The organism is Bacteroidota bacterium (assembly GCA_018816945.1).
Taxonomy (GTDB): Bacteria; Bacteroidota; Bacteroidia; order Bacteroidales.
This window is the reverse complement of record JAHIVC010000069.1, coordinates 78,681-100,667: the sequence shown is the minus strand read 5'-3', so window position 1 is coordinate 100,667 and position 21,987 is coordinate 78,681. Positions and strand designations below refer to the sequence as shown.

16 protein-coding genes and 2 tRNA genes are annotated in these 21,987 nt (G+C 34.6%); 8 read left to right on the top strand and 10 right to left on the bottom strand.

Features of this window, described 5'->3' with window-relative positions; translation table 11 throughout:
• Positions 1 to 420 precede the first annotated feature (420 nt).
• The 4 genes from KKG99_10545 (at position 421) to gldM (ending at position 6,654) form a co-directional block, all read left to right on the top strand.
• Positions 421 to 1,212 carry a hypothetical protein gene (locus tag KKG99_10545; protein ID MBU1013434.1) on the top strand — a complete coding sequence of 264 codons (792 nt, stop codon included), beginning with the start codon at positions 421 to 423 and terminating at the stop codon, positions 1,210 to 1,212.
• 256 nt (positions 1,213 to 1,468) lie between these two features.
• Complete coding sequence (locus tag KKG99_10540) at positions 1,469 to 4,510, top strand: hypothetical protein (protein ID MBU1013433.1); 3,042 nt, start codon at positions 1,469 to 1,471, stop codon at positions 4,508 to 4,510.
• 36 nt (positions 4,511 to 4,546) lie between these two features.
• A complete protein-coding gene (locus tag KKG99_10535; GenBank protein ID MBU1013432.1) occupies positions 4,547 to 5,041 on the top strand; it encodes a hypothetical protein in 495 nt (164 codons plus the stop codon).
• Between the two features lie 5 nt (positions 5,042 to 5,046).
• On the top strand, positions 5,047 to 6,654 hold the full coding sequence (gene gldM, locus KKG99_10530) for a gliding motility protein GldM (GenBank protein ID MBU1013431.1): 1,608 nt from the start codon (positions 5,047 to 5,049) through the stop codon (positions 6,652 to 6,654).
• Positions 6,655 to 6,754: 100 nt separating this feature from the next.
• Here gldM and KKG99_10525 read toward each other — a convergent pair whose 3' ends face one another.
• Positions 6,755 to 7,273 (bottom strand): class IV adenylate cyclase, encoded by a 519-nt coding sequence (locus KKG99_10525; GenBank protein MBU1013430.1) that lies wholly within the window; start codon positions 7,271 to 7,273, stop codon positions 6,755 to 6,757.
• Between the two features lie 140 nt (positions 7,274 to 7,413).
• Here KKG99_10525 and KKG99_10520 point away from each other — a divergent pair.
• The 3 genes from KKG99_10520 to KKG99_10510 all read left to right on the top strand — a co-directional run bounded on the left by KKG99_10520 (position 7,414) and on the right by KKG99_10510 (position 8,669).
• Positions 7,414 to 7,502: transfer RNA gene (locus KKG99_10520), tRNA-Ser, on the top strand.
• A gap of 300 nt (positions 7,503 to 7,802) precedes the next feature.
• Positions 7,803 to 7,877 (top strand) — tRNA-Pro (locus KKG99_10515).
• A gap of 555 nt (positions 7,878 to 8,432) precedes the next feature.
• A complete protein-coding gene (locus tag KKG99_10510; protein ID MBU1013429.1) occupies positions 8,433 to 8,669 on the top strand; it encodes a CDGSH iron-sulfur domain-containing protein in 237 nt (78 codons plus the stop codon).
• A 209-nt stretch (positions 8,670 to 8,878) separates the two neighbouring features.
• Here KKG99_10510 and KKG99_10505 read toward each other — a convergent pair whose 3' ends face one another.
• From KKG99_10505 to KKG99_10475, 7 genes are all read right to left on the bottom strand, one after another.
• Positions 8,879 to 9,412, bottom strand: a complete 534-nt coding sequence (locus tag KKG99_10505) for an archaemetzincin family Zn-dependent metalloprotease (protein MBU1013428.1) — start codon at positions 9,410 to 9,412, stop codon at positions 8,879 to 8,881.
• A 95-nt stretch (positions 9,413 to 9,507) separates the two neighbouring features.
• Positions 9,508 to 10,851, bottom strand: coding sequence for a sigma-54 dependent transcriptional regulator (locus tag KKG99_10500; protein MBU1013427.1), 1,344 nt, complete (start codon positions 10,849 to 10,851; stop codon positions 9,508 to 9,510).
• 10 nt (positions 10,852 to 10,861) lie between these two features.
• Positions 10,862 to 12,481 carry a HAMP domain-containing protein gene (locus KKG99_10495; protein ID MBU1013426.1) on the bottom strand — a complete coding sequence of 540 codons (1,620 nt, stop codon included), beginning with the start codon at positions 12,479 to 12,481 and terminating at the stop codon, positions 10,862 to 10,864.
• Between the two features lie 138 nt (positions 12,482 to 12,619).
• Positions 12,620 to 13,339 (bottom strand): glycine cleavage system protein H, encoded by a 720-nt coding sequence (locus KKG99_10490; protein MBU1013425.1) that lies wholly within the window; start codon positions 13,337 to 13,339, stop codon positions 12,620 to 12,622.
• A 43-nt stretch (positions 13,340 to 13,382) separates the two neighbouring features.
• A complete protein-coding gene (gene nrfD / locus KKG99_10485; GenBank protein MBU1013424.1) occupies positions 13,383 to 14,612 on the bottom strand; it encodes a polysulfide reductase NrfD in 1,230 nt (409 codons plus the stop codon).
• Entirely contained in the window at positions 14,605 to 15,468 is an 864-nt protein-coding gene (locus KKG99_10480) for a 4Fe-4S dicluster domain-containing protein (GenBank protein ID MBU1013423.1), read from the bottom strand. Before KKG99_10480 ends, nrfD begins: the two co-directional genes overlap by 8 nt.
• A gap of 45 nt (positions 15,469 to 15,513) precedes the next feature.
• A complete protein-coding gene (locus KKG99_10475; protein ID MBU1013422.1) occupies positions 15,514 to 17,190 on the bottom strand; it encodes a hypothetical protein in 1,677 nt (558 codons plus the stop codon).
• Positions 17,191 to 17,639: 449 nt separating this feature from the next.
• Here KKG99_10475 and KKG99_10470 point away from each other — a divergent pair, with 449 nt between their 5' ends.
• A complete protein-coding gene (locus KKG99_10470; protein ID MBU1013421.1) occupies positions 17,640 to 20,261 on the top strand; it encodes a carbohydrate binding family 9 domain-containing protein in 2,622 nt (873 codons plus the stop codon).
• A gap of 212 nt (positions 20,262 to 20,473) precedes the next feature.
• On the opposite strand, the gene KKG99_10465 is transcribed toward KKG99_10470, so the two are convergent.
• Positions 20,474 to 21,397, bottom strand: coding sequence for a DMT family transporter (locus tag KKG99_10465; GenBank protein MBU1013420.1), 924 nt, complete (start codon positions 21,395 to 21,397; stop codon positions 20,474 to 20,476).
• Positions 21,398 to 21,523: 126 nt separating this feature from the next.
• Complete coding sequence (locus KKG99_10460; GenBank protein ID MBU1013419.1) at positions 21,524 to 21,964, bottom strand: CGGC domain-containing protein; 441 nt, start codon at positions 21,962 to 21,964, stop codon at positions 21,524 to 21,526.
• Positions 21,965 to 21,987: the final 23 nt, after the last annotated feature.

Genomic DNA, 21,987 nt, shown 5'->3' with positions numbered 1-21,987 from the left:
ACCTTCGTGCATGACCTTTAAACTAATGTTATTAAAGTTTTGCCGAAGAATGGTTGAAATGCGGCGGATTTATCTGCCGCATTTTATTCGCATCGAAAGTGATCTTTCATTTTACAAATCCTCTATTTAAGTTATTCAGGTTCTGATCCTGTATTGAAGTAATTCTTCTTTAAAATCAAAACTGTTGAATTTTCAAAGCGTGAATTACCTCATTTTAATCATTTAAACAGATGCTAAAATTTAATAAATGGAAGAGTTATCTTATGCAAACCATTACACCGGAAGGAATTAATAATTCAATTTAATAAAGAAATAGATGAAATGCCCATAAAATAAATTTATACAACAGAGATGATTATAGGGCATTTTCTGTCTGCCGATAGGCAGGCATATGATAATTAAAAAATAAAATTTAAAATTATGAAAAAAATAAAATATTGTCTTGCATTGATTTTTATTGGCATGCTGCCTTTATTATCATTGGCATCAATAGAGGTTTTAGGTAGCCTAAAACATCTACATAGTGGTATAGGGGGAGATACTATTAGAGGAGAAATCAAATTACACAATAGTGAAGAAATGGATCAGGAAGTGAGAATCTATCAGACAGATTTACTCTATAATTATGAAGATTACACTTTTTATGATGAACCTGTTACGCATGAAAGATCAAACGCATCGTGGATTAATTACAGTCCTAAAACTTTAATTGTAAAGGGGAAAGAAAATCGTTTCATTCAATACGAAATTGTTATTCCAAAAACCGATACATTGAGCGGAACTTTTTGGAGCATAATAATGATTGAAGGGGTGAACCCGATTGATCCTGAACAAAAAGGAGAACTGAACATAAATACTGTAACGCGTTACGCGATACAAATGGTTACCGAAATAGAAAATAAAGGAATGGGTGCATTAACTTTTTTAAACCCAACACTAATTACAGAAGGCGACAATTTGTATTTAGCAGTCGATATAGTCAATACAGGCCAACACTATATCGCTCCCGAACTTTCGATGGAGCTTTTCGATGAAACTGGTAAATCCGTAAAAGTTATTACCTCATCTAAGAAAGGGATATACCCAAAGACTTCTGTCAGATTCCGTTTAAATTTAAAAGGTGTGGAGAGTAAAAAAACATACCAATGTTTAATTATTGCAGACGGAAAAGAAGAAGATGTGTTCGGTATTGACTATGTCCTTTATTTCTAAAGTCAAGAATTTATAAAAATAAATTCAACCCGAATGAACCTCTTTATAGTTTAAGAAGAAACCAGCCAGTATTTTTAATTTAGAGTAGATTGGCATGAGAAAATCTTCAACAAATGCTATGTTTTGTATAGTACTGATCTTTTTCAATTGCATATGGCTTTTTGGAGATGGTTTATAGCATAGCAGTGCCAGAAAATAATCACTTGAAACATCAAGACTTTTTTGGATTTTTCTGACGCATAACTTGCTAAAAAACATGAGAAAACTAACACTCATATGGTTCTTTATATTTGGTTTCTGTTTTTTTGGAATGGCTCAAGAAAACCTTAAATCAACTATTGCAGAAAAGGGGGAAGGTATTTATGCATTGCTACGACGAAATGGTTTAAATCCTGACAAAAATCTGGCAGAATTTAAAAAGATAAATCAAGCATTTCTCAAAAACAATGATGAACTAATTGTTGGTCAGAAATATTTTCTACCAGGTAATTTTGCTGATAATACTTCTCTCATTTCTAATAAAGAGGTTGAAATAAATGATGAATCTGACAATCTGTTAAAAAGAACTTCAAATAAACCAATAAACGAACGTGAGCCAAATGGTGATAAGATATTAATAGTTGATAAAGATCATCAAATTATCGAAACTGAGAATAATACAGATATGGAGCTATTGGATGCTTCTTTAATCGAAAATGGGGTCAAAGAAATAATACCTGGTTCCAGCATAAATTTAGTAATCATGCTCACGAATAACAGCAAAACAGCAAAGGAATTTCATTTGAAAATTACAGCTCCAGAAGCCTGGAGTTTACTAAATGATTATTCATCAGTGATGGTTGGAAAGAATAGCAAGAAAATTAAAGTTTTGAGTTTTTATATTCAAGAATCGACGTTGGTTGGAACTGATACTATAAAGGTTGAAGTATTCAATAAAATGAATAGCAAAATGGTTAAATTATTAAAAATACCTGTTTTAATAAAGCCCAGATATGAGATTGCAATTGAGACATTGCCAACTCAGGATTATGTGTTCGCAGGAGATTCATTAATTGTACATTTCCGGGTTCGTAATTTGTCAAACTTAGAAATTGATATTAATACAAAGGTCACCACCGAAACATCAGTCGAGGATAAAATGCTCTCCATCAAACCTGATTCCTATGCGAACATGAGGATCCCATTTTCAACAAAAAAAGACATTCTTATTTATACAAGAAAAAGTGTGCACCTGACAGCAACTATAGTTGGAAAGCCAGAAGTTTCAGTTACAAATTCGTTTTCTTTCGATGTTATTCCGTCAATAACACAAAAGTTTGATGCTTATGATCGTATTCCTATTAGTATAAGAAGTTTGGCCATTTCAGATGAAAGAAATGGAGAAAAAAGATTTGGTTATATGTTTGATATAAGCGCAAAAGGAATGATCTCTCCAAATAAAAAAAGAATGGTAGAGTTTCGTGTGCGTTTACCTGATAAGGAAGGAAATCCTGTGTTCGGATTAAATAGAGAATACTTTGCAAAATATTCATCAAATCATTTAAATATAGTGGTGGGTGATCATAATTACAGATTGACTGACCTAACTGAGTCATCACGTCATGGGCAAGGAGTAGGTGTTGAGAACATTTTTAAAAAATTAATGCTTGGAGCTTTTTTGAATTATCCCAAGTATTATCCTAACGTCACCCAGGTATATTCTGTTTACAGCAGTTATTTTCCTACTAAAAATTTCAAAATTAATTTAGGATACCTAAATAAAACTTTTATCACAAATTCTATTGTAGAGCTTTTAACAGTATCAGGTACGACCAATCTTACCAAATGGGCTTTATTAGATTTTGAATACGCTAATGGCATGGAAAATGATAAAACATCTTCGGCATATAAAGGAAGTTTGAAGTTGAGTGGGTCGAAAATCAGGACCTATTTTAACTATACCATGGCAGATAAGGATTTTCCAGGATATTTTTCAAATTCAAAATATCTTTCAGCGGGAATTAGCACGTCCATTATTCCCAAATCAAATATTTCGGCCAGTTACGAGCTTAATCATATCAATAGTGCCCTAGATACGATATATTCAAATGCACCTTTAAGTACAAATATCAGTTTCTTGGCTATGTTTAGGATCAAAAAAGTGAACAGTTTAGGATTTGCTGTGTACAAGCGAAAACGAGAAGACAGATTCGAACAAAAACTCTTTAATTATGAAGAATACACAGGGAGGATTACTTTTCAAAATAGAATAAAAAGATTTGCACTCAATTTTTACGGAGAAATGGGAAAGATTAATAATCTACTGGTATATAAAGAAGGTGAACTTACAACTGTGTACAAATCTTATTTGTCAATGGATTACAAAGTAAGTAATAGCTTTTCACTCGATGTATTTGCGAATTACCAAGGAGGTCAGTATTATAAAACCCGCGATTTAAAATCAATATATTATGGTGCTTCACTTGATGCAATATTCTGGAAAAAACTCAGTATCGTTTTTGAATATCAAAATAATTATGAGATGGAGGAATATTATAAAGATCGGAGTTTAATTTCTTCCAGAATTAGTTTAGCAATGAACAATAAACATGAGTTTGGACTTTCTGCCAATTACAATCTTACCAGAAATACACTTAATAATAAAGAATTAAGCGTTGCTTTAAGCTATAATTACATCATAAACGTTCCGGTTGCGAAAAAGAAAGATATTTGCAGCCTTAAAGGCCGAGTGATTAACAAAGGGGTGGAAAATATTGAAGGAATTATATTCACCCTGTCCGGAAATATTGCTCACACAGATAAAAATGGATTCTTTGAATTTCCTATTGTTAAAACTGGTATATATTACCTTTTAATGAACGATGCAATCACAGGTCTAAATACAATTGCTGAAACACCCGGACCTTATAAGATTGAAATCCTGCCGGGAGAGACTAAAGTTTTTGAAATAGTACTCACAAAATCAAGCAGAATAACTGGTAAAATAATTATTCAGGAAGATTCTAACATCAACAGCCGAGAATATATTCCTGTTAAGGAGCAATTAGGAAACCTTATTATAGAAATCAGTAAAGGAAATGAAGTTTATAGGGTTTTTTCAAATAAAACTGGGTATTTTAATTTTGAAGATCTCAGAACTGGAGTCTGGCAATTAAAAGTCTATGATAAAGGTATTCCTTCAGGTTATCAGCTGGTTACCAAAGAACTTAAAGTTGAACTTTCATCAGGAGAAGTAAAAATAGTCGAAGTACTTATTAAAAAAGAAGTGCGTAAAATAAAATTTCAGAAAATAATTTAATTCAAGTATGTTCCTTATAAAAATTTGATAAAAAAGATGAGAAATTTAAGAATCATAATTTGCGCATTCATGGTCATGAGTATAAATTATATGTCTGCTCAGAATAAATTGTCTATTTCAAAAAAGACACCTATTTTTTTAGATTTAGCGATAATAAACAATGCAGGTAGCCGAGGGCAGATAATTGTTGATGATTCTCAATGGTTAAATTATACCTTATTGATTGGAGCATCTGATCCTACTGCCTCTATATCAGTAAATATATCTTCAGGAAGTGTACCAGAAGGTTTGGAGTTATACATAGAAGCAAAAAGATACCGAGGATTTAGTAATGGAAAAATAGGTAAACCGGTCGGGAATGTGCAATTATCGCATATTCCTAAGACGTTAATTGATAATATAGGAACCAGCTATACAGGTTCAGGAAGAAATGAAGGTCATCAACTTATATTTTCTTTTAAAATTACAGATTATGCTAAAATTCAACCAGGAATTAGCACCATATATGTCGATTATACAATAACCCAATAACACAAATGGCAGGAGCAAAAGAAACACCCAGACAACGCATGATTGCTATGATGTACCTTGTGCTTACGGCCTTATTAGCAATTAATGTTTCTAAAGAAGTGATTGATGCGTTTTTGGTTGTAAATGAAAGTATAGTATTAACAAACGAGAAATTTTCACAGAGGCTTCAAAGCACTTATGGCACTTTTGAAAAAATGTACCAGTTAAATCAGCATGAGGTTAAGCCTTATTGGGATAAAGCCAGGGAAGCAAAATCCCTTTCTGGAAAAATGATTGAATTTATCAGTAACCTTCGATATGAGTTGATTTCAGTAACTGAAAAAATATCAATAGATTCAGCAAAAACAATTGAAATTAGAAACTTAAAAAGTAAAGATAATTATAGTTTAACAACAGCCTATCTTATGGGTGATTCCCATGATGGTTCACAAGGAAAATCAAGATACTTAAAGGAAAAGATTATCGAACATCGTCAAAAAATGATTGAGCTGATAAATCCCAAAGATAGAAATGACTTAAAGCTTGGACTCATTACTGATAGTACTTACTTTAATGCTGATGGACAAAGACAGAATTGGGAAGCTCATCATTTTTACAACACAATACTGGCTGCAGATATCACGATTTTAAATAAAATTATTACCGAAGTATATGATGCGGAATTTGAAATTGTAAATAAGTTAATGGATGAAATAAATGCCGAAGATTTTAGCTATGATAAAATTGATGCAAAAGTTCTACCGGATAATAATTACATTTTTGTTGGAGATGAATATAAGGCAGAAGTGATTGTTGCAGCTTATGACACAAGCCAGAGCCCTGAAATATATTTAATGAGAGATGTGGATTCACTTCCAATTAGTGAACTAAGCAAAGCAGAACTGATTAGTAGTATTGATGGAAAATCTGATATCCGTCTACCTGCACGGAAGACAGGTATAAATAAATATGCCGGGGTTATTGGAGTAAAAACTTCATCCGGTGAAACAAATTATTATCATTTTTCTAATCAATATGTAGTAGCAGAACCTTCAGTTACTATCTCAGTGGCAGAAATGAATGTATTATATATCGGTGTTGAGAATACAGTTTCCATTTCAGTTTCAGGGATTTCTAAGGAAAATCTCCATCCGGTAATTTCGAAAGGGACCATAACTGCCGGTCTTTCATCTGATAAATGGACTGTAACGGTTCCTCCCGATGAAAGGTATACCGTAATAACGATTTCGGCAATCATCAACGGAATTAAAAAAGAAATGGGTTCACAAAATTTTAGGATTAAACGGCTACCTGATCCAATAGCAACAATTGCAAATATTAAGGAAGGTTTTATAAATCGAGAGATTCTGCTTGCAGCTGGTGCCATTGTTCCAAAAATGCCGTCCGATTTTAGTTTTGATCTAACTTTTGAAATAAAATCATTTAAATTAACAATTCAAAAAGGATTTAATATATATCAATATATTTCTAACAATGGATTATTAACTGAGGAAATGATTGCACAAATTGAAATTACAAACCGAGGGCAAAATTTATTATTTGATAATATTGTTGCAGTAGGGCCTTTTAATGATGAAAGGTCTCTATCCCCTATCATTCTGACAATTAAATAAAATATTCAAACAAATTTCACTACGACTCAGAAAAATCTGGAGGCAAAAAATCAAATAACTGATGTTAAGTAAATTAAAATTCTTACTTAAAACGAGAGGTTTACATCTTTAAAATCATATCACTATATGAATTCTCAATCAATTGATTTTTCTTAATTAAAAACAATTTCAAATAAAACTGACAAGTCATTAGCATATCATTTTCATTTAATACTCCTTGCTTATCAATAACCTCAATTTCTATAAAACTACCTAAATCTTTCACCTGATCGAGATGAAATTTAACATTATCAATAAAATAAATTTCACGTATTTTATCAACAATTACCATAATGCCAAGTGCTTTGTTGAGTATTTTTTTTAATTCACAACCACTTTCTGTTTTAAATAACGTAAAATCACTTTGTTTCGGTCCAAGCTGATCTGGTCGTTGATAATGAATCAAATTATTTTCAATATTACCTTCCCGTAATTTTAATCTACCTGAATTAACCTTAAAATAAGTGTCAACTTGATGATCGACACCAATAAATTCAGCCTTTTTATCAAGAAGAATTTTTCGGATGCGTTCTAAATCTATGCAACGAGCCTTGATCTCAATATTTTTTGAATCATTCATAGTTTCTATCAGGTATTTTATGCAAATTTCGTAAAGAATTTAATATGTCTACTTTAAAAAGAACATTAAAATAATTAGAATAAAAGTGGAAAAAACATTTGTGAATACAAAAGCTTTTTATACTTTTGCAGTCCTCTATTGGATAGGTGGGTGAGTGGCTGAAACCAACAGTTTGCTAAACTGTCGTACTGGGCAACTGGTACCGGGGGTTCGAATCCCCCCCTCTCCGCAAACAAAAGGAGAATTGTTCTTTTAAATAATTATTAAAATAAAAAAATACGGGGTATAAGTCCCGAATCTTCGGGATAAACTCCATTCGGTTAGCGCGTCCCGACTGGAAGTCGGGAAGGTCATAGGATTGGAAAATAAAATTGTTCTTTAAAATACTTATTAATAAAAATATACGGGGTATAGTCCCGAATCTTCGGGATAAACTCCATCAGGTTAGCGCATCCCGACTGGAAGTCGGGAAGGTCGTAGGATTGGAAAATAAAATTGTTCTTTAAAATACTTATTAAATAAAAATAAACGGGGTATAGCGTAGTCCGGTTAGCGCGCCTGCTTTGGGAGCAGGAGGTCGTAAGTTCGAATCTTACTACCCCGACACTGAGAGTTTCAACACGATGATGAAGCTCTTTTTTTTGATACAATCTGGTTAGCGCGTCCCGACTGGAAGTCGGGAAGGTCGTTAGTTCTCCCGGAGATTCGGGATTAACACCATGACACTAAGAGTTTTAGCAACATGCTAAGACTCTTTTTTTTATAAAATCTGGTTAGCGCGTCCCGACTAGAAGTCGGGAAGGTCGTAAGTTCTCCCGATGATTCGGGATTACTACCCATGACACTTATAATCAGCCACTTGAAACCATTCTGTAGCAAGTGCTTTTAAAATTTATAAACAAAATCACCAACAATTTATTCATATTTAAATCACAACTTACTTTTAGTTTTTTAGATCGGCAAGCATGGAAAAAGGGATTAATAAATCTTATAAAATATAAGTTTTTTTATTATGAAAAAGGCCTAAGTTTTCCGATATTCGCTTTATAGAACTTTTTGAGATTTTTAGAGGTCAATTGTATATAATAATAAAATCTTTTTCTATGACTTCAGAAACATATACAAATGAAATTTAATATTAATTTACCATCAGCTAGTTATGAAAAATAAACCAGAAGAAAAGGATGTACAATCTAAATTAATGAGTATGGAGGCCGGTGAATATCACTGGTGTGCCTGCGGAAATAGTTCTACCCAACCATTTTGCGATGGATCACATAGAGGAACAAGTAAAAAACCTTGTGCCGTTACCTTTGAAAAAAACCAAGAAGTAATGTGGTGCATGTGTAAGAAAACATCCACCCCGCCGATTTGCGATAAGAGCTGCAAAGAATAACCAAAAGACGGCGTTATACATTTTTGAATTCCTTTTCAATTATAGAAAAAAATATTAATAAAAGTTGTAGTATTTAATTACAAACTTGACTGCAGCAATCAGGTTCAACCATTTAATTCGACGACATCGCAACATGCCTGACACAGCAGTCAGAATTCCACCCGAAGGGGAATTTAAAAATATCGTCAAATCAGCAATAAAATAAAAGATCAGTGTTTCATCATCTCTTCCCTGCAGTTATTGCACAAATGATTCCTCTTCTGATCAATATCCTCCACGTAGGTACTTGATCGCATGACACAGTTTGGAACATGGCAATGAATCAATCCGAAAGTATGACCAATTTCATGAATGATGACTTTTCTGAAACGATAAAAAAGCAAATTCTGATCGGTCTTCATTCCGTATTGCTCATTTTTGAGTCGGTAAAGTGAAGCAATTCCTGAATTACCTTTAAAGAAAGCCTGACCGAAAATATAGGTGAGAATAGGGATAAACAAATCGACCCGAAATAACCCAATCTTTTTATTATAACCGGCAATATTCATTCCTTCGATTTCCTTAAGTAACTTATACCCATCATATTGCCGGCGTGTAGGATCATAAAAATTCGTCAAATCGAGTTGACTCTCTTGAACAGCTACGGAACAATTATACTCAAATGCTACTTCTTCAGCTATTTCTCTCAGAAAGCTGGTTTCGAATTGTCCATGAGCAATCAATATGATGTTATGCTTATCCAATTTATAAACGAAAGGTTAGTTATTTTAAAACAGTTAATATTTAGTCGGGTGACAGTCTTTTCATCCGGTTACAAGCCCATCTTAAATTTAAGTTTTTATGTCTTGCTTGCGTTCAAATCGTATTTTTTGATTTTATTGTAAAGGGTTACCCTGTCAACTTTTAGGGCTTTAGCGGAACGGGTAATATTCCAATCATACTTGTTTAGAATTTGCAGTATGTATTTTTTTTCAAGATCATCCAAACTTTCAACTGAACTGTAAATGATGTCTTTCCCCATCGGAAGATCTGCCAAACGGATTTCTTTCCCATTCCCGATTACAATGGCACGTTCGATCATATTTTCGAGTTCACGTACGTTACCCGGAAATTCAAATTCCTCCAGGCGTTTTAAGGCTGCCGGTTCAATTGTGACCATATCCCTGCTCATCGCAGTACAATACTTAATTATAAAATGATTCATCAGCATTGGAATGTCCTCTACCCTATCGCGAAGCGGTGGGATATTGATATTAACCACATTCAACCGATAAAATAAATCCTCTCTGAATGTTCCGTTCTCCACCATCTTTTTCAAATCTTTATTGGTTGCACAAATCACCCTGAAATCGGAACTGATTTCTTTATTACCCCCTACCCGCATAAAACTCTTCGATTCCAGCACACGTAGCAATTCTACTTGTGTTTTTGAAGAAATTGTAGCTATTTCATCAAGAAATATCGTTCCGCCATCGGCCATTTCGAACCTGCCTTTTCGGTTATACATGGCACCTGTAAATGCTCCTTTTTCATGACCAAACAATTCACTCTCCAGCAAACTTTCCGTCAAAGCTCCACAATGAACACTTACCAAAGGGAAATACCTGCGGGAAGAATTAAAATGAATGGCCCTGGCAATAAGTTCTTTTCCTGTACCACTTTCTCCGGTAATGATAACGGAAGAATTAGATTGCGCCACACTCTTAACTTCCTTGAGCACTTTCAGCATACCTTCACTTTTCCCGATAATGTCTTCGACATTTTCAAGCTCATTCATTTTGTTCCTTAAGGCTTCATTTTCTGCTTTTAAAGTAATTTGTTTGGCAGCATTTCTAACCAGATGTGAAAGATCGTCAGGATCAAATGGCTTGGTTATGTAATCGTAGGCACCATCTTTTAAGGCCTGAACAGCTGTATCAACCGATGCAAATGCAGTCATAACTATGACGATGGTTTCTTTATTTTGCGCTTTTATTCTACGATGCATTTCCAATCCATCCATGCCGGGCATTTTAATATCCGCTAGTACGATATCAAATTCTCTGGATTCGATAATAGACAATGCCTCTTTAGCATTACCGGCGCATTCGACACGATAACCATCTTCGATAAACCAGTTGTATAATGAATCCCTTACAGATTCTTCATCATCAACGATTAGTATTGAAATATTTTTTGACATAATCAATCCGTTAAATTTTTACTAATGGTAAAATAATGGAAATGGTAGTTCTTTTACCCAGTTCTGAATCCACTTCAATCTTACCTTTATGATTTTGAACTATACCGTGAACAATTGCTAGTCCTAAACCAATCCCACTTACTTTTTGTTTGGCAGAAAAGAATGGTTCAAAAATATGTGGTATATCATCAGGGGTAATTCCTACGCCATTATCAATAATTTCAAGCTTTATGTGATCCTTATCAGGATTAGAAGTTTTCATCACTATTTCACCATTTTGTGATACCGCTTCGGAGGCATTCACTAAACCTGCAATGCTAGCTTGCTTTATTTGGTTTTCACGACAACTTATCAAGTCATTCGAGGCTGTAAAATCAACATAAAAATTGATATTCAATATTTTCATTTGATGTGCCATCAAATCGTAGGCATCTTTTAAAATCTTGTGAAGTGATTTATTTTCAAAATTTACTTCATCTTTCCTCGAAAAATCCAAAAGACTCTTTACAATGTCCCCACAACGTTTTGTTTCAGCCTCTATCACCTTCAAATATTTCAACATCGATTCCTTTGATTTTGAATCCATTTCCAATTTTTCAAGTTGCTTATGAACCAGCTTTGTATAAGTTAATACACCTGATAGCGGATTGTTTATTTCATGTGCAACTGATGATGACAATTTCCCAAGTGAAGCAATCCGTTCAATATGTATTAACTCCTGCTGAATTTCTGAAAGTTCCACGGTTTTCTTTTGTACCTTGTATTCAAGCTGATGCGACCAGTTTTCGAGCTCAATATTGGCCGCATTCAAATTATCCAGCATATTATTGAAGGCCTGTGACACCAATCTCATATCATCCAGCAGATTGGGTTTAATTTCCAATCTTGTGCTTTTATCACCTCTGGCAACAGATTCACTTGCTTGGATAATGGCATTCAACGGTTTTTTAATTTTATCACTGGTAAATAAAATCAAAAAGGACACTAAAAGAATTGTGGTTAATATGGCTAGAATAAAAAATTCGGCAGAAGATTTTTGAATAGCGGTATCAAGATCATTTAATGGAATTTTAATAATCAGCGAACCAAGAAGTTCATCACTTTCATTATGCGCATGGCATGAACTGAGATAGCATGATTTTTCATTCATGATCGGGGTTCGGATCAGAAGTTGCCTGTGACCTTTTTCGGTCTTATTCATACTACAGGCACTTTTTATATCTATAATTTTATACGATTTCTCATTCCAGACAAACATTTCGTTTAAATCATCATGACAGGCAACACAATTGGGGTTGCCTGAATTAATAGAATCAGAAAAAAAGGAAGAATAAGCCAAGCTGTCTTTGCTATCGTACATATTTACTTCATCGATTCCATTCATGGTATTGATAATATCCATCGTACTTTGGAGGCTGCCCTTGTCGTTCGTAAGCATGGAATAATATAAAGCACCTTCTACTACCGACCCGACATTGTTTCCGCTTTGGCGAATTACCGTATTTAAATATTCCCGATAAACTGATCTGAAAATGATACCGAATGAAAGAAAAAGGATTACTGAAAGTATAGTAATGATATAAACAACCCTGCCATAAATCGAAGAATGAAACCTCAAATATTTGTGCATAAATGAATTTTCGAAACCAATCTTACTTTTTTGCCTGAATAAATTCATATCACGAAATGATTACAAGATGCCAGAGATTTAAATATAGCCTACAAAGTACAAAAAACTGGTGATAAATCACCAGTTTTGTACAATCTTTTATACCTCACTATCTAAAAATATTTTTTGAAAATCCTGCCAAACATCCTTAGGTAAATCATAAAGTGGATGATCGCGAAGTTCTCCACCTTCCTGCATTATAATCAAGGAGCTTTCAGGATGGTTTTTAGCCAACGAAATGGAAATAAAATCTTTAAACCGTTCCAATTCTATCTTAAGCCATTGCTTAGCTTCCTCACCAACATAAAAGGAAGAAGTTTCGGATTTCCAACTTGAAGGTTCTATTTTACAGATCCAACCCTTCTTATATGGATCTTGCCCAATTATTGAAGCATCTTCACGAAGCATGGGATTGGTATCTATAACCACCCCGGATATGGGTGAAATGATATTCAAGAACCTACCTTTACTAACTATTTGAGTAAGTATTTCACCTTTCTTTATCTCAGCTCCTTTTTCCTTGATCTGACCAAACTCGACTTCTCCGGCTAAATGGAGTAACCAATCATCCAGACCAACCTCAGCGACTCCTGATTTTTCAAGATGAGCCCAGGTATGATGATTACTAAAAAATACCCCTTTAGGGATTTTTAAAATGTCTGATGTGAGAATTCCAAATGTTTCCTTTATTTTCCGAATGATTATGTCTTTTCGATTAATAATGATCCAGAAAGGAATAAGGATAATCAGAAATGCAATAATTACAAGATATTCTATTCCTTTTGTTTGGAAGATATCATGATAAGTAAATCCGTCCATTGCTTTTATTTTTTAGGTATTCAAAAAAAGAATACAGGTTAATTTATTTTTGATTTTTCGCCCAGATGGGAGATTCCCTTAAAACTGGCATGCGATTAATAATCCATCGGAATATCCAAATTTCGGTAAAGATTATAGCCAGTGAAACAACAATTTCCATCCATGATGGATAATAACGAGGAACCGCATCCCATCGAAAACCTATAATCGTCACATTCAATCGGTTAATTATAATCCCTAGCATAGTGATGATGGCGGCGATCTTAACCAACAACGAGTTATCTCTTCGGTAACCATAGAAGAAAAGCAACATTGGAAAAAGTACAAATCCCAACATTTCGGTCAGGTACCAATAACCCATCGATGTATTTAATAAATCCCAATGTTGACCGTGTACAAAAACCAGAATCTGAAGAAAAAAGTAAGCAAACATGGTAACGGCACAAACTTTTGCAAAGCTGATGACTATTCCGTGGTGTGCCTTGTGGTTTTTATCACTTATCTGATCAGAAAATACTTTTTTACTTATGGAGCCTTCAAAAATAACCAGTGAAAGCCCTGCAAAAATACTGGAAACGAAGAACATGACCGGGATAAACTCAGAATACCAGAGAGGGTGTATTTTTTCTTTGGCCATTAAATACATGGCTCCCAGACCAGACTGATGCAGCGTTGACAAAGTAATACCAAAAATAACAGCAGCCAGCGTCATCCCGGAAAGAATTTTATGAGCCCGTCTGGCACCCAACCATTCTGCAATTGCCGGTGAAAATTCGATCAGTTGGGCAATCATGTAGAGTAAGAAATGCCAGGCTACCAAAAACAGAACCGAGCTGGCACCAAAGCTGTTACCGATAATCGGGTTGATAATATTCCAGGGTTTTCCTAAGTCGAGAACCAGAGCCCCGGCATAAAACATGTAGGCAAGAAAACCGTTGAGAACCGTAATCCTAACCAACGAGTGAAACTTCTTGACATTGAGAATGTAAACAATAAATGTAAGAACATAAGCACCACCGGCAAAGGCAACTCCGGTTACCACATTAAAACCTTTCCAAAGCCCCCATGGAATTTCTTGCGAAATGTTTGAAACCGAACCCAATCCGTGGATAAACCGATAGACAATAATTACTGTTCCGACCAGAATTACCGGTACGGATATAATATTAAAAGGCGTGATTATTTTACCTTTTGGTTTCAATTCACCTAATAAAAATTTCAGCATATTTTTACCATCATTATCCTTTGCAATGGCATACTTCGTATTACTCATTTTCGTCTTCTTTTACGTGATTATTTTTAGTGGCTTCATTTATTCCTAATAATAGTGCGGGCCAAAGGACAAATATGGTTGGTACACTATAAAGAAATCCCTTGGACAATTCAGGGTAAGAGGTTTTGTGAAGGTTCGTTCTAAATCCCAGTTCGTTAAATGGCACAGATGATAAATACAGGCTGCCAGTGCCACCGGCTTCATGTTCGCCATAAATTTGATCTACATATGTATCCGGATCTTCAACTATTCTTTTTCTGGCTTCCTTTATCAATTCTCTTCTCGTTCCAAAAACTAACGCTTCAGCAGGACAATTTTCGACACAGGCCGGTATTTTAGCTTCTTCGAGCCTGTCGAAACACATATTGCATTTCTGGATTTTTGGATTTACGCTATAGAATTCAAATTTAGGAATATCAAATGGACAGGATATCATGCAATACCGGCATCCCATACACTTATTGTCTCTCCAGATCACCGGGCCTTCCTTTGTTTTATGCATGGCATTTGTGAGGCAAGCTGAAGAACAAGCCGGCTCGTTGCAATGCATGCATTGTTGTTTTACATATATCTCCCCTTTCGAAGTGTTGTAACAATTAATCACACACCGATTGGTCTCATCAAGTTTACGGATTATACCGGGTTCAGGTGAACCCACAGGCTCAGGTAAATCATGCGCTTCGGCACAGGCAAATTCACAACTTTGACATCCTACACAGCGGGTTGAATCGTATAGGATGCTTAAGAAATCTACTTCCTGGCTCTTATCAGATTGGGCAACAGATTCCTTTCCAACAGCTAGAGTTAGTCCTGTTAGGCTAAGGAACTTAAAAAAATTTCTTCGATTAATACTCATGGTTTTAAATATTATTATGAATTAAAAATTTCAATAAGCTTTTCTTTATAAAGCGGTATCTATAAAATTGGATTGAAAATCTTCCCATACTTCAGGTCGAGAATCTGCAAGTATAGCTTCTTTAAGTTCACCTCCTTCTTGAAGCACTAAAGGCATATTTTGGGTTTGAGAAAGAAAATCTTTGAGTCGGGTAAATTCGGAGATTAACCATTTTTTGAATTTTTCAGACATGAATAAAAACTGAATCTCACGAAACCAATTGGTCGGCTCAATTACATAAACCCAGCCTTCAGAATACGGACATTCTTTAATAATAGCGGCATTTGCGTTTAGTTTTTCGTTTTGTTGACTAATAATACCAGAAACCGGTGACTTGATGTTTAATTGTTTCCCATTTTGAATAAGTGTGATTATAGTATCTCCTTTCCTTATTTCTTCCCCTGGATTCTTCATCTTAATACCTGTGAGGTCACCTGTAATTCTGGTAATAAAATCATTTATTCCTATTCTTAGAACACCATCCATTTCCATATATACCCAGGTGTGGGTTTTATCGAAAAATAATCCATTAGGAACACTTATTGATTTTGCATCAAAATACCCAATCGGTTTTGAAATTAAAGTCGGTTTTTCTGTACTTTTTTGTCTTTTGAAATAAAAAGTTGAACCGACTATTAAACCTATAATGGTTGCAATTATTAAAATGAAAAGACCAACTCTTTGACGACTATAGTTCAGGTTTTCGATTGCGTTAAGAATTATCTTATCATTATATAATACATCTAATTTAGATTGTCGCTCGCTAAGCATCAATTCAGAATATCCATCGGTGCTTAAAAATTGTTGTCCATCGGTAAGCATCCATTTGATGAATTCTTTTTCTTTACCATTATCAACATTTTGGTTAGAAACAGCATAAATATTTGTGACCAATTCCTTTGAATACTTCCCAATCCAAACACCTCTTGAAAATGCATTCAAATCATTATAAATCTGTTCAAAAGAGTCCATTTTACCATTCCCATTCTTATCTATTGGCAGTAAGGTGATATTTTCAAGCATCTCATTATTCATAGGATTTATAACATCTGTGATCCTGCAAAATGCAATGGAATAAATATCTTTCTGAACTGACGTAATTACTTCCTGATTATTAGCGACAATTATTCCTTCAATGGCTATCCCATTCATTTTTAAAAATTCTTCAACGGCAGAACTAAGCTCATCATTATCTGATTTATAATAATGGATAGGAAAATTTGATTCAATATTCAAAAGCGAACCCCAATTATGATCCCCTTGGCTTTTAAAAAACCCGGCAAGTTTTCCTGAAGAAATCCCTTGAGTTAAAATTTCAGTTTTTAAAGGATTATTCGCATTCATGATAGGAACTAAAATATCTCTACCAACAACAAGCGATAAATTCGTTGGCTTCTTAAGTAAGTATAAAGAACTTTCCGAAACCAAACTCACATTAAAACCTGAGCTGTAAGCTTTGTCAACAGAATTATGGTCAATTTTAAGTACTTTGATTTTTAAATCCTGATTCAATTTGCCATATTCTTCAACCCATCTGTTCGTTAAATTAAATAAATCAGGTGAGCATAAAACGGTCATAGATCCTTCCTTAGAAATTTCATTATTGATTTCAGTTCCATTGCTGCTCGGACAAATACTTATTAGCATCAATAATCCGATAAATAAATAGATTAACTTTTTCATTGCTTTGATTTTTTAAATAAATTCTTCAAAAAAGGAACATAACTTTTCTATATTATCATTATGTTATTATTTATGAATTTGGGAAGTCAATTATAGTGCCAAAGCAAATTTTTAATCCTATAGAATTGATTATCTGCACATTACAACAACACCTTATTTATTCATCTCACAAAATAATATTGCATTATTCAACACCGCATATGGTATTATCATCCATAGCACTATTAATCTGCACGTTAGCATGCGTGTTGAAATTACATACACGTGTTGATATATTCAACGATATTAAATTTTTTATATTTTATTGGGATAGGTTAAAAATTCAAAACTCAGAATATGAACTGTAATTCTTGCTCTAGAAAAAATATTTAAACAATATATTGTAACAAAAATCATAAAAAGGAGTCTTACAAACAGAATAAAACTAACAATTGATTTGACTGAAGATTATGAGAAAGGCATTTTTTTTAATTGTATTCGCTTTAATAAGCTATGTAACATTTGGGCAAGATTTAATCAAAAAGAAGTACAATGCTACATTCATACAAAATCCTCCGGTAATAGACGGGATATTAAACGATGAAGCATGGAAACTTGGAGTGTGGCTCGATGATTTTACACAACATGAACCATACAATGCTGAGCCGGCAACTCAAAAAACAGAATTCAAAATATTATTCGACAAGGACAATTTATATTTGGGGATGAAAGCCTTCGACACGAGCCCTGACAGCATTGTCCAACGACTTACACGACGTGATAATCCTGACGGTGATTTTATGGGAATTGCTTTCGATAGTTATCATGATTTGCGTACTGCTTTTATGTTTGCAGTCACAGCAAGTGGTGTTAAATTTGATCAAATGCTGACAGAAGATGGAGATAATGAAGATGAATCATGGAATGCAAATTGGTGGGTTAAAGTCAATTTAGTTGAAGACGGTTGGATCGCTGAATTTAAAATTCCTTTTAGTCAATTACGATTTGAGAAAGAGTCAGACGGGGTATGGGGTCTGCAGGTTTTTCGACAAACCTATCGTCACTATGAACTCGATTTCTGGCAGCATGTTCCTAAAGATGCTAATGGATTGGTGCATCTGTTTGGAGAGCTCGGTGGCCTGGAAACCATCAAACCACGTAAAATATTTGATATCACCCCATACGGAGTTGCAAAGCTGGAAAGCTATGAAGCCGATTCAGAAAACCCTTTTGCAGATGGCAAAGGCGGAGACGCTAACGGGGGTATTGATGCCAAAATCGGGGTCACAAATAATCTAACACTGGACCTAACCATTAACCCTGATTTTGGACAAGTCGAAGCAGATCCTTCAGAAGTAAACTTAAGTGCTTATGAAACTTATTTTAGTGAAAAAAGACCCTTCTTTATTGAAGGTGCCAACATTACCTCCTTCGGAATTGGTATAGGAGACGGAGGTGTAGGTAACGATAACCTTTTTTATTCCAGGCGAATTGGCCGAAGACCTAGGCTTTATCCTGATATAAATGACAATGAATACGCCAAAGTACCGCTTTTCACACCGATTATCAGTGCAGCAAAACTAACTGGTAAAACCAGTAATGGATTATCTATTGGGGTAATAGAAAGTGTTACTGCCGAAGTTAGAGCTGAGATTGATAACAATGGTTTTAGAAGATTTGAAAAAGTAGAGCCCTTAACAAATTATTTTCTCGGCAGAATTCAAAAGGATTCGGACAATGGAAACACTATTATTGGCGGAATGGTAACAAGTACAATAAGGGAATTGGATGAGATAACAGAAGAAAATTATCATAAATCAGCGCTTACCGGTGGCATTGATTTTACAAAATATTATAAAAATAAAAGTTGGATGTTCAATATTAGTGCAGCTATTAGCCAGGTAAACGGAACCAAAGAAGCGATCACTACCACACAGGAATCATCAGCCAGATACTATCAAAGATCTGATAATAATTACACCAATTATGATCCCGACAAAACCTCTTTAATGGGCTCCGGCGGACGAATACAAGTATTCAGACAAAAAGGACATTGGTCGCATTTGGCAGTTGTTCTGTGGAAAACACCGGGCTTTGAATTGAACGATATGGGTTATCTCCGTCAGGCAGATCAGTTATTCGCGATGTACTGGGGGCAATATCGCGTTTGGGAACCAAAAGGAATTTACCGCAATTGGAATATCAGTTCAGATCTTTATAATATATGGGATTTTGGAGGAAATTTATTAGGACATGGATTTGAATTGAATGCCAACATGAACCTAAAAAACTTCTGGAATGTTTGGGGTCATATGAATATAAATACTAATGGAATTTCAAATACAGTTTTACGTGGTGGTCCCAGGATGCGCTCTCAAGGTGATTTTCAGGTTCAGATTAGTGTAAATTCTGATGAACGAAAAAAATTATCTGTTCATCTTTATTCCAGACTTTCAAATGGATTTGAGCTGAGTTCAAATGGTTTTTCATTCGAAACCGGGCTAACCTATAAACCGATAAATAATTTAACCGTTTCCGTGAATCCTTCGTATTCTAAATCATATAGGGAATTACAATATATTGATCATTTGACATATAACAATAACGATCGATATATTTTTGCGGGTTTAAATCAAACTACCATCAGTGCATCAATTCGCTTAAGTTACAATTTGACTCCCGATTTAACCTTACAGTATTGGGGTCAGCCATTTTTTGCCAACGGAAAATACAAAGATTACAAAGTGATCACAGATCCAATGAATTCGAACTACAGCAATAGGTTCCATGTCTTTAATTCCAATCAAATCAGTGGCCTTATCAATGACACATATGAAATTGATGAATCGGCTGATGGTGTTGTTGATTATACAATTAAAAAACCTGATTTTAATGTACAGGAATTTTTATCAAATCTGGTTATCCGATGGGAATATAATCCGGGTTCTTCGGTTTATCTGGTTTGGAATCAAACACGATCAGGCTATAATGATAATTCCGATTCAAACTTCAATAATAGTTTCCATGATTTGTTTGCTGGGAAACCACACAACATATTTTTGGTGAAATTTAGCTATAGAATAGGTATTTAAGAACGCAATCTTGAGAATCTACTCTACTTGATATAATTATCAATCTCCTTCCAACATCTTCTTATCTGATGATGCCTCCTCTAATCAATATGCGCTATAAAAATATTTGATTTCATGATGTAGTTTGCATGATGAAATGAATTCAATCAATAGTTGAAAAGCTTTTTTGATAAAAAAATGGAAAGTAGAAGAACGCTGAATCTCGTTCTATGCTATGTTCTAACTCTTTGTATGTGATTCCGGTTGAAGTTGATTTTCTTACCCATAATCAAGATCATAGGGCCTGCAATGGCAATGGCGCCACCTACCAGTTGATACCCCATTGGAAATCTTCCAAAGAATAAATAAGCACCTATAAGGACAAAAAGTGCTGTAGTACTTTGTATTATTGCTGATCGAGAAGCCTCAAGATATTTGAGGGCATTATATTGGCTTAAAGAAGTTAGGAATGGTCCGAGGAAAGATCCAATCGTTATATTAATCAATGCTTTAGTTGGTATCGCAAAGCCCTGTCCTAAAATTTCCAACATGATCAGGGCTGCAATTAATAAAAAAATGGCACGGCTTATGGCTAAAATGGTAGGTGTAATATTTTGAATATGCAGTTTTACTGTAATGGTTCGTACCCCATAAAAAATTGTTGAAATGAGCATTAACCCTGCGCTACTTTTAAAATACGACTCAACCGAAACGTCTTTATGATAACTGATGACCAGTACTCCAATTATTGTAAGCAAAATACCCAACACTTCGATAAATGTAAATCGTTCTTTTAATAGAATGACCCCCATAAGGGTGACAAAAATATACTCCATATTCCGGAGGAATGATGGAATTGCGGGATTTACAGAGACTGAGATTGCTGCATAAAATGTACCGGTTGCAATAATTTCAATAAAGCCTATCAGGATCAGTACCTTGATCGTTTTAGGTGTAAGTATATGAAACTGACGGTGCTCGGCTGAGCGAAGGGTAAATAAGGTATTCCAAACAATGGCCATTGCAAACCAGTAAACGCCAAATTGAGCCAAACTGATTTGATTAAAAGCTGCTTTGCTAAATATGTAAACAGTTGAACCACCAATGGTAGCTAGTAATGCAAAGGCATATCCCTTAAGTTGGGGTTTTATGGGCATAGTCGAAAATAAGGTCGATAAAATTAACTATTTTACAACCAGCTTTAACATATTACAAAAAAGTATTAACAAAGATTAAGCATGGATGTCTGCCTTAATCCTGGTAAAATATTCTTATTTAAAAAACTAATTATAGGACTCCATCATTTCCTCACTTTCCGACAATAAATGTCCTGCACATTCCGACATATTGCAATTCCCCCACATTTCAAGCTTTTCATGAACATTTTTATATTTCAAAGGAATTGGATGGGTGCCAAGTACAACTTTTGTTTTATATTTTACCTCAATAAAATGTTTGAAATCGTTGATATAAGGACAAGGTGGATATCCAACAACCAAACCGGTTGCAAGATGGATAGCATCAGCCCCATTTTTGATCATTTCTTCGGGAACATATTCCACATTACCGCCCGGACAACCGCCACATGTCGAATATCCGACCACTTCCAATGGCTCATCCTTTGAATAGATTGAAAATGCACCTTCTCGGTTTTGTACTGATCTAAAACATTTACCGCCCCCACATGTCTGGTAGCGATCGCAAATAATAATGCCAACTTTCATTTGATATATTTTTATAGGTTATT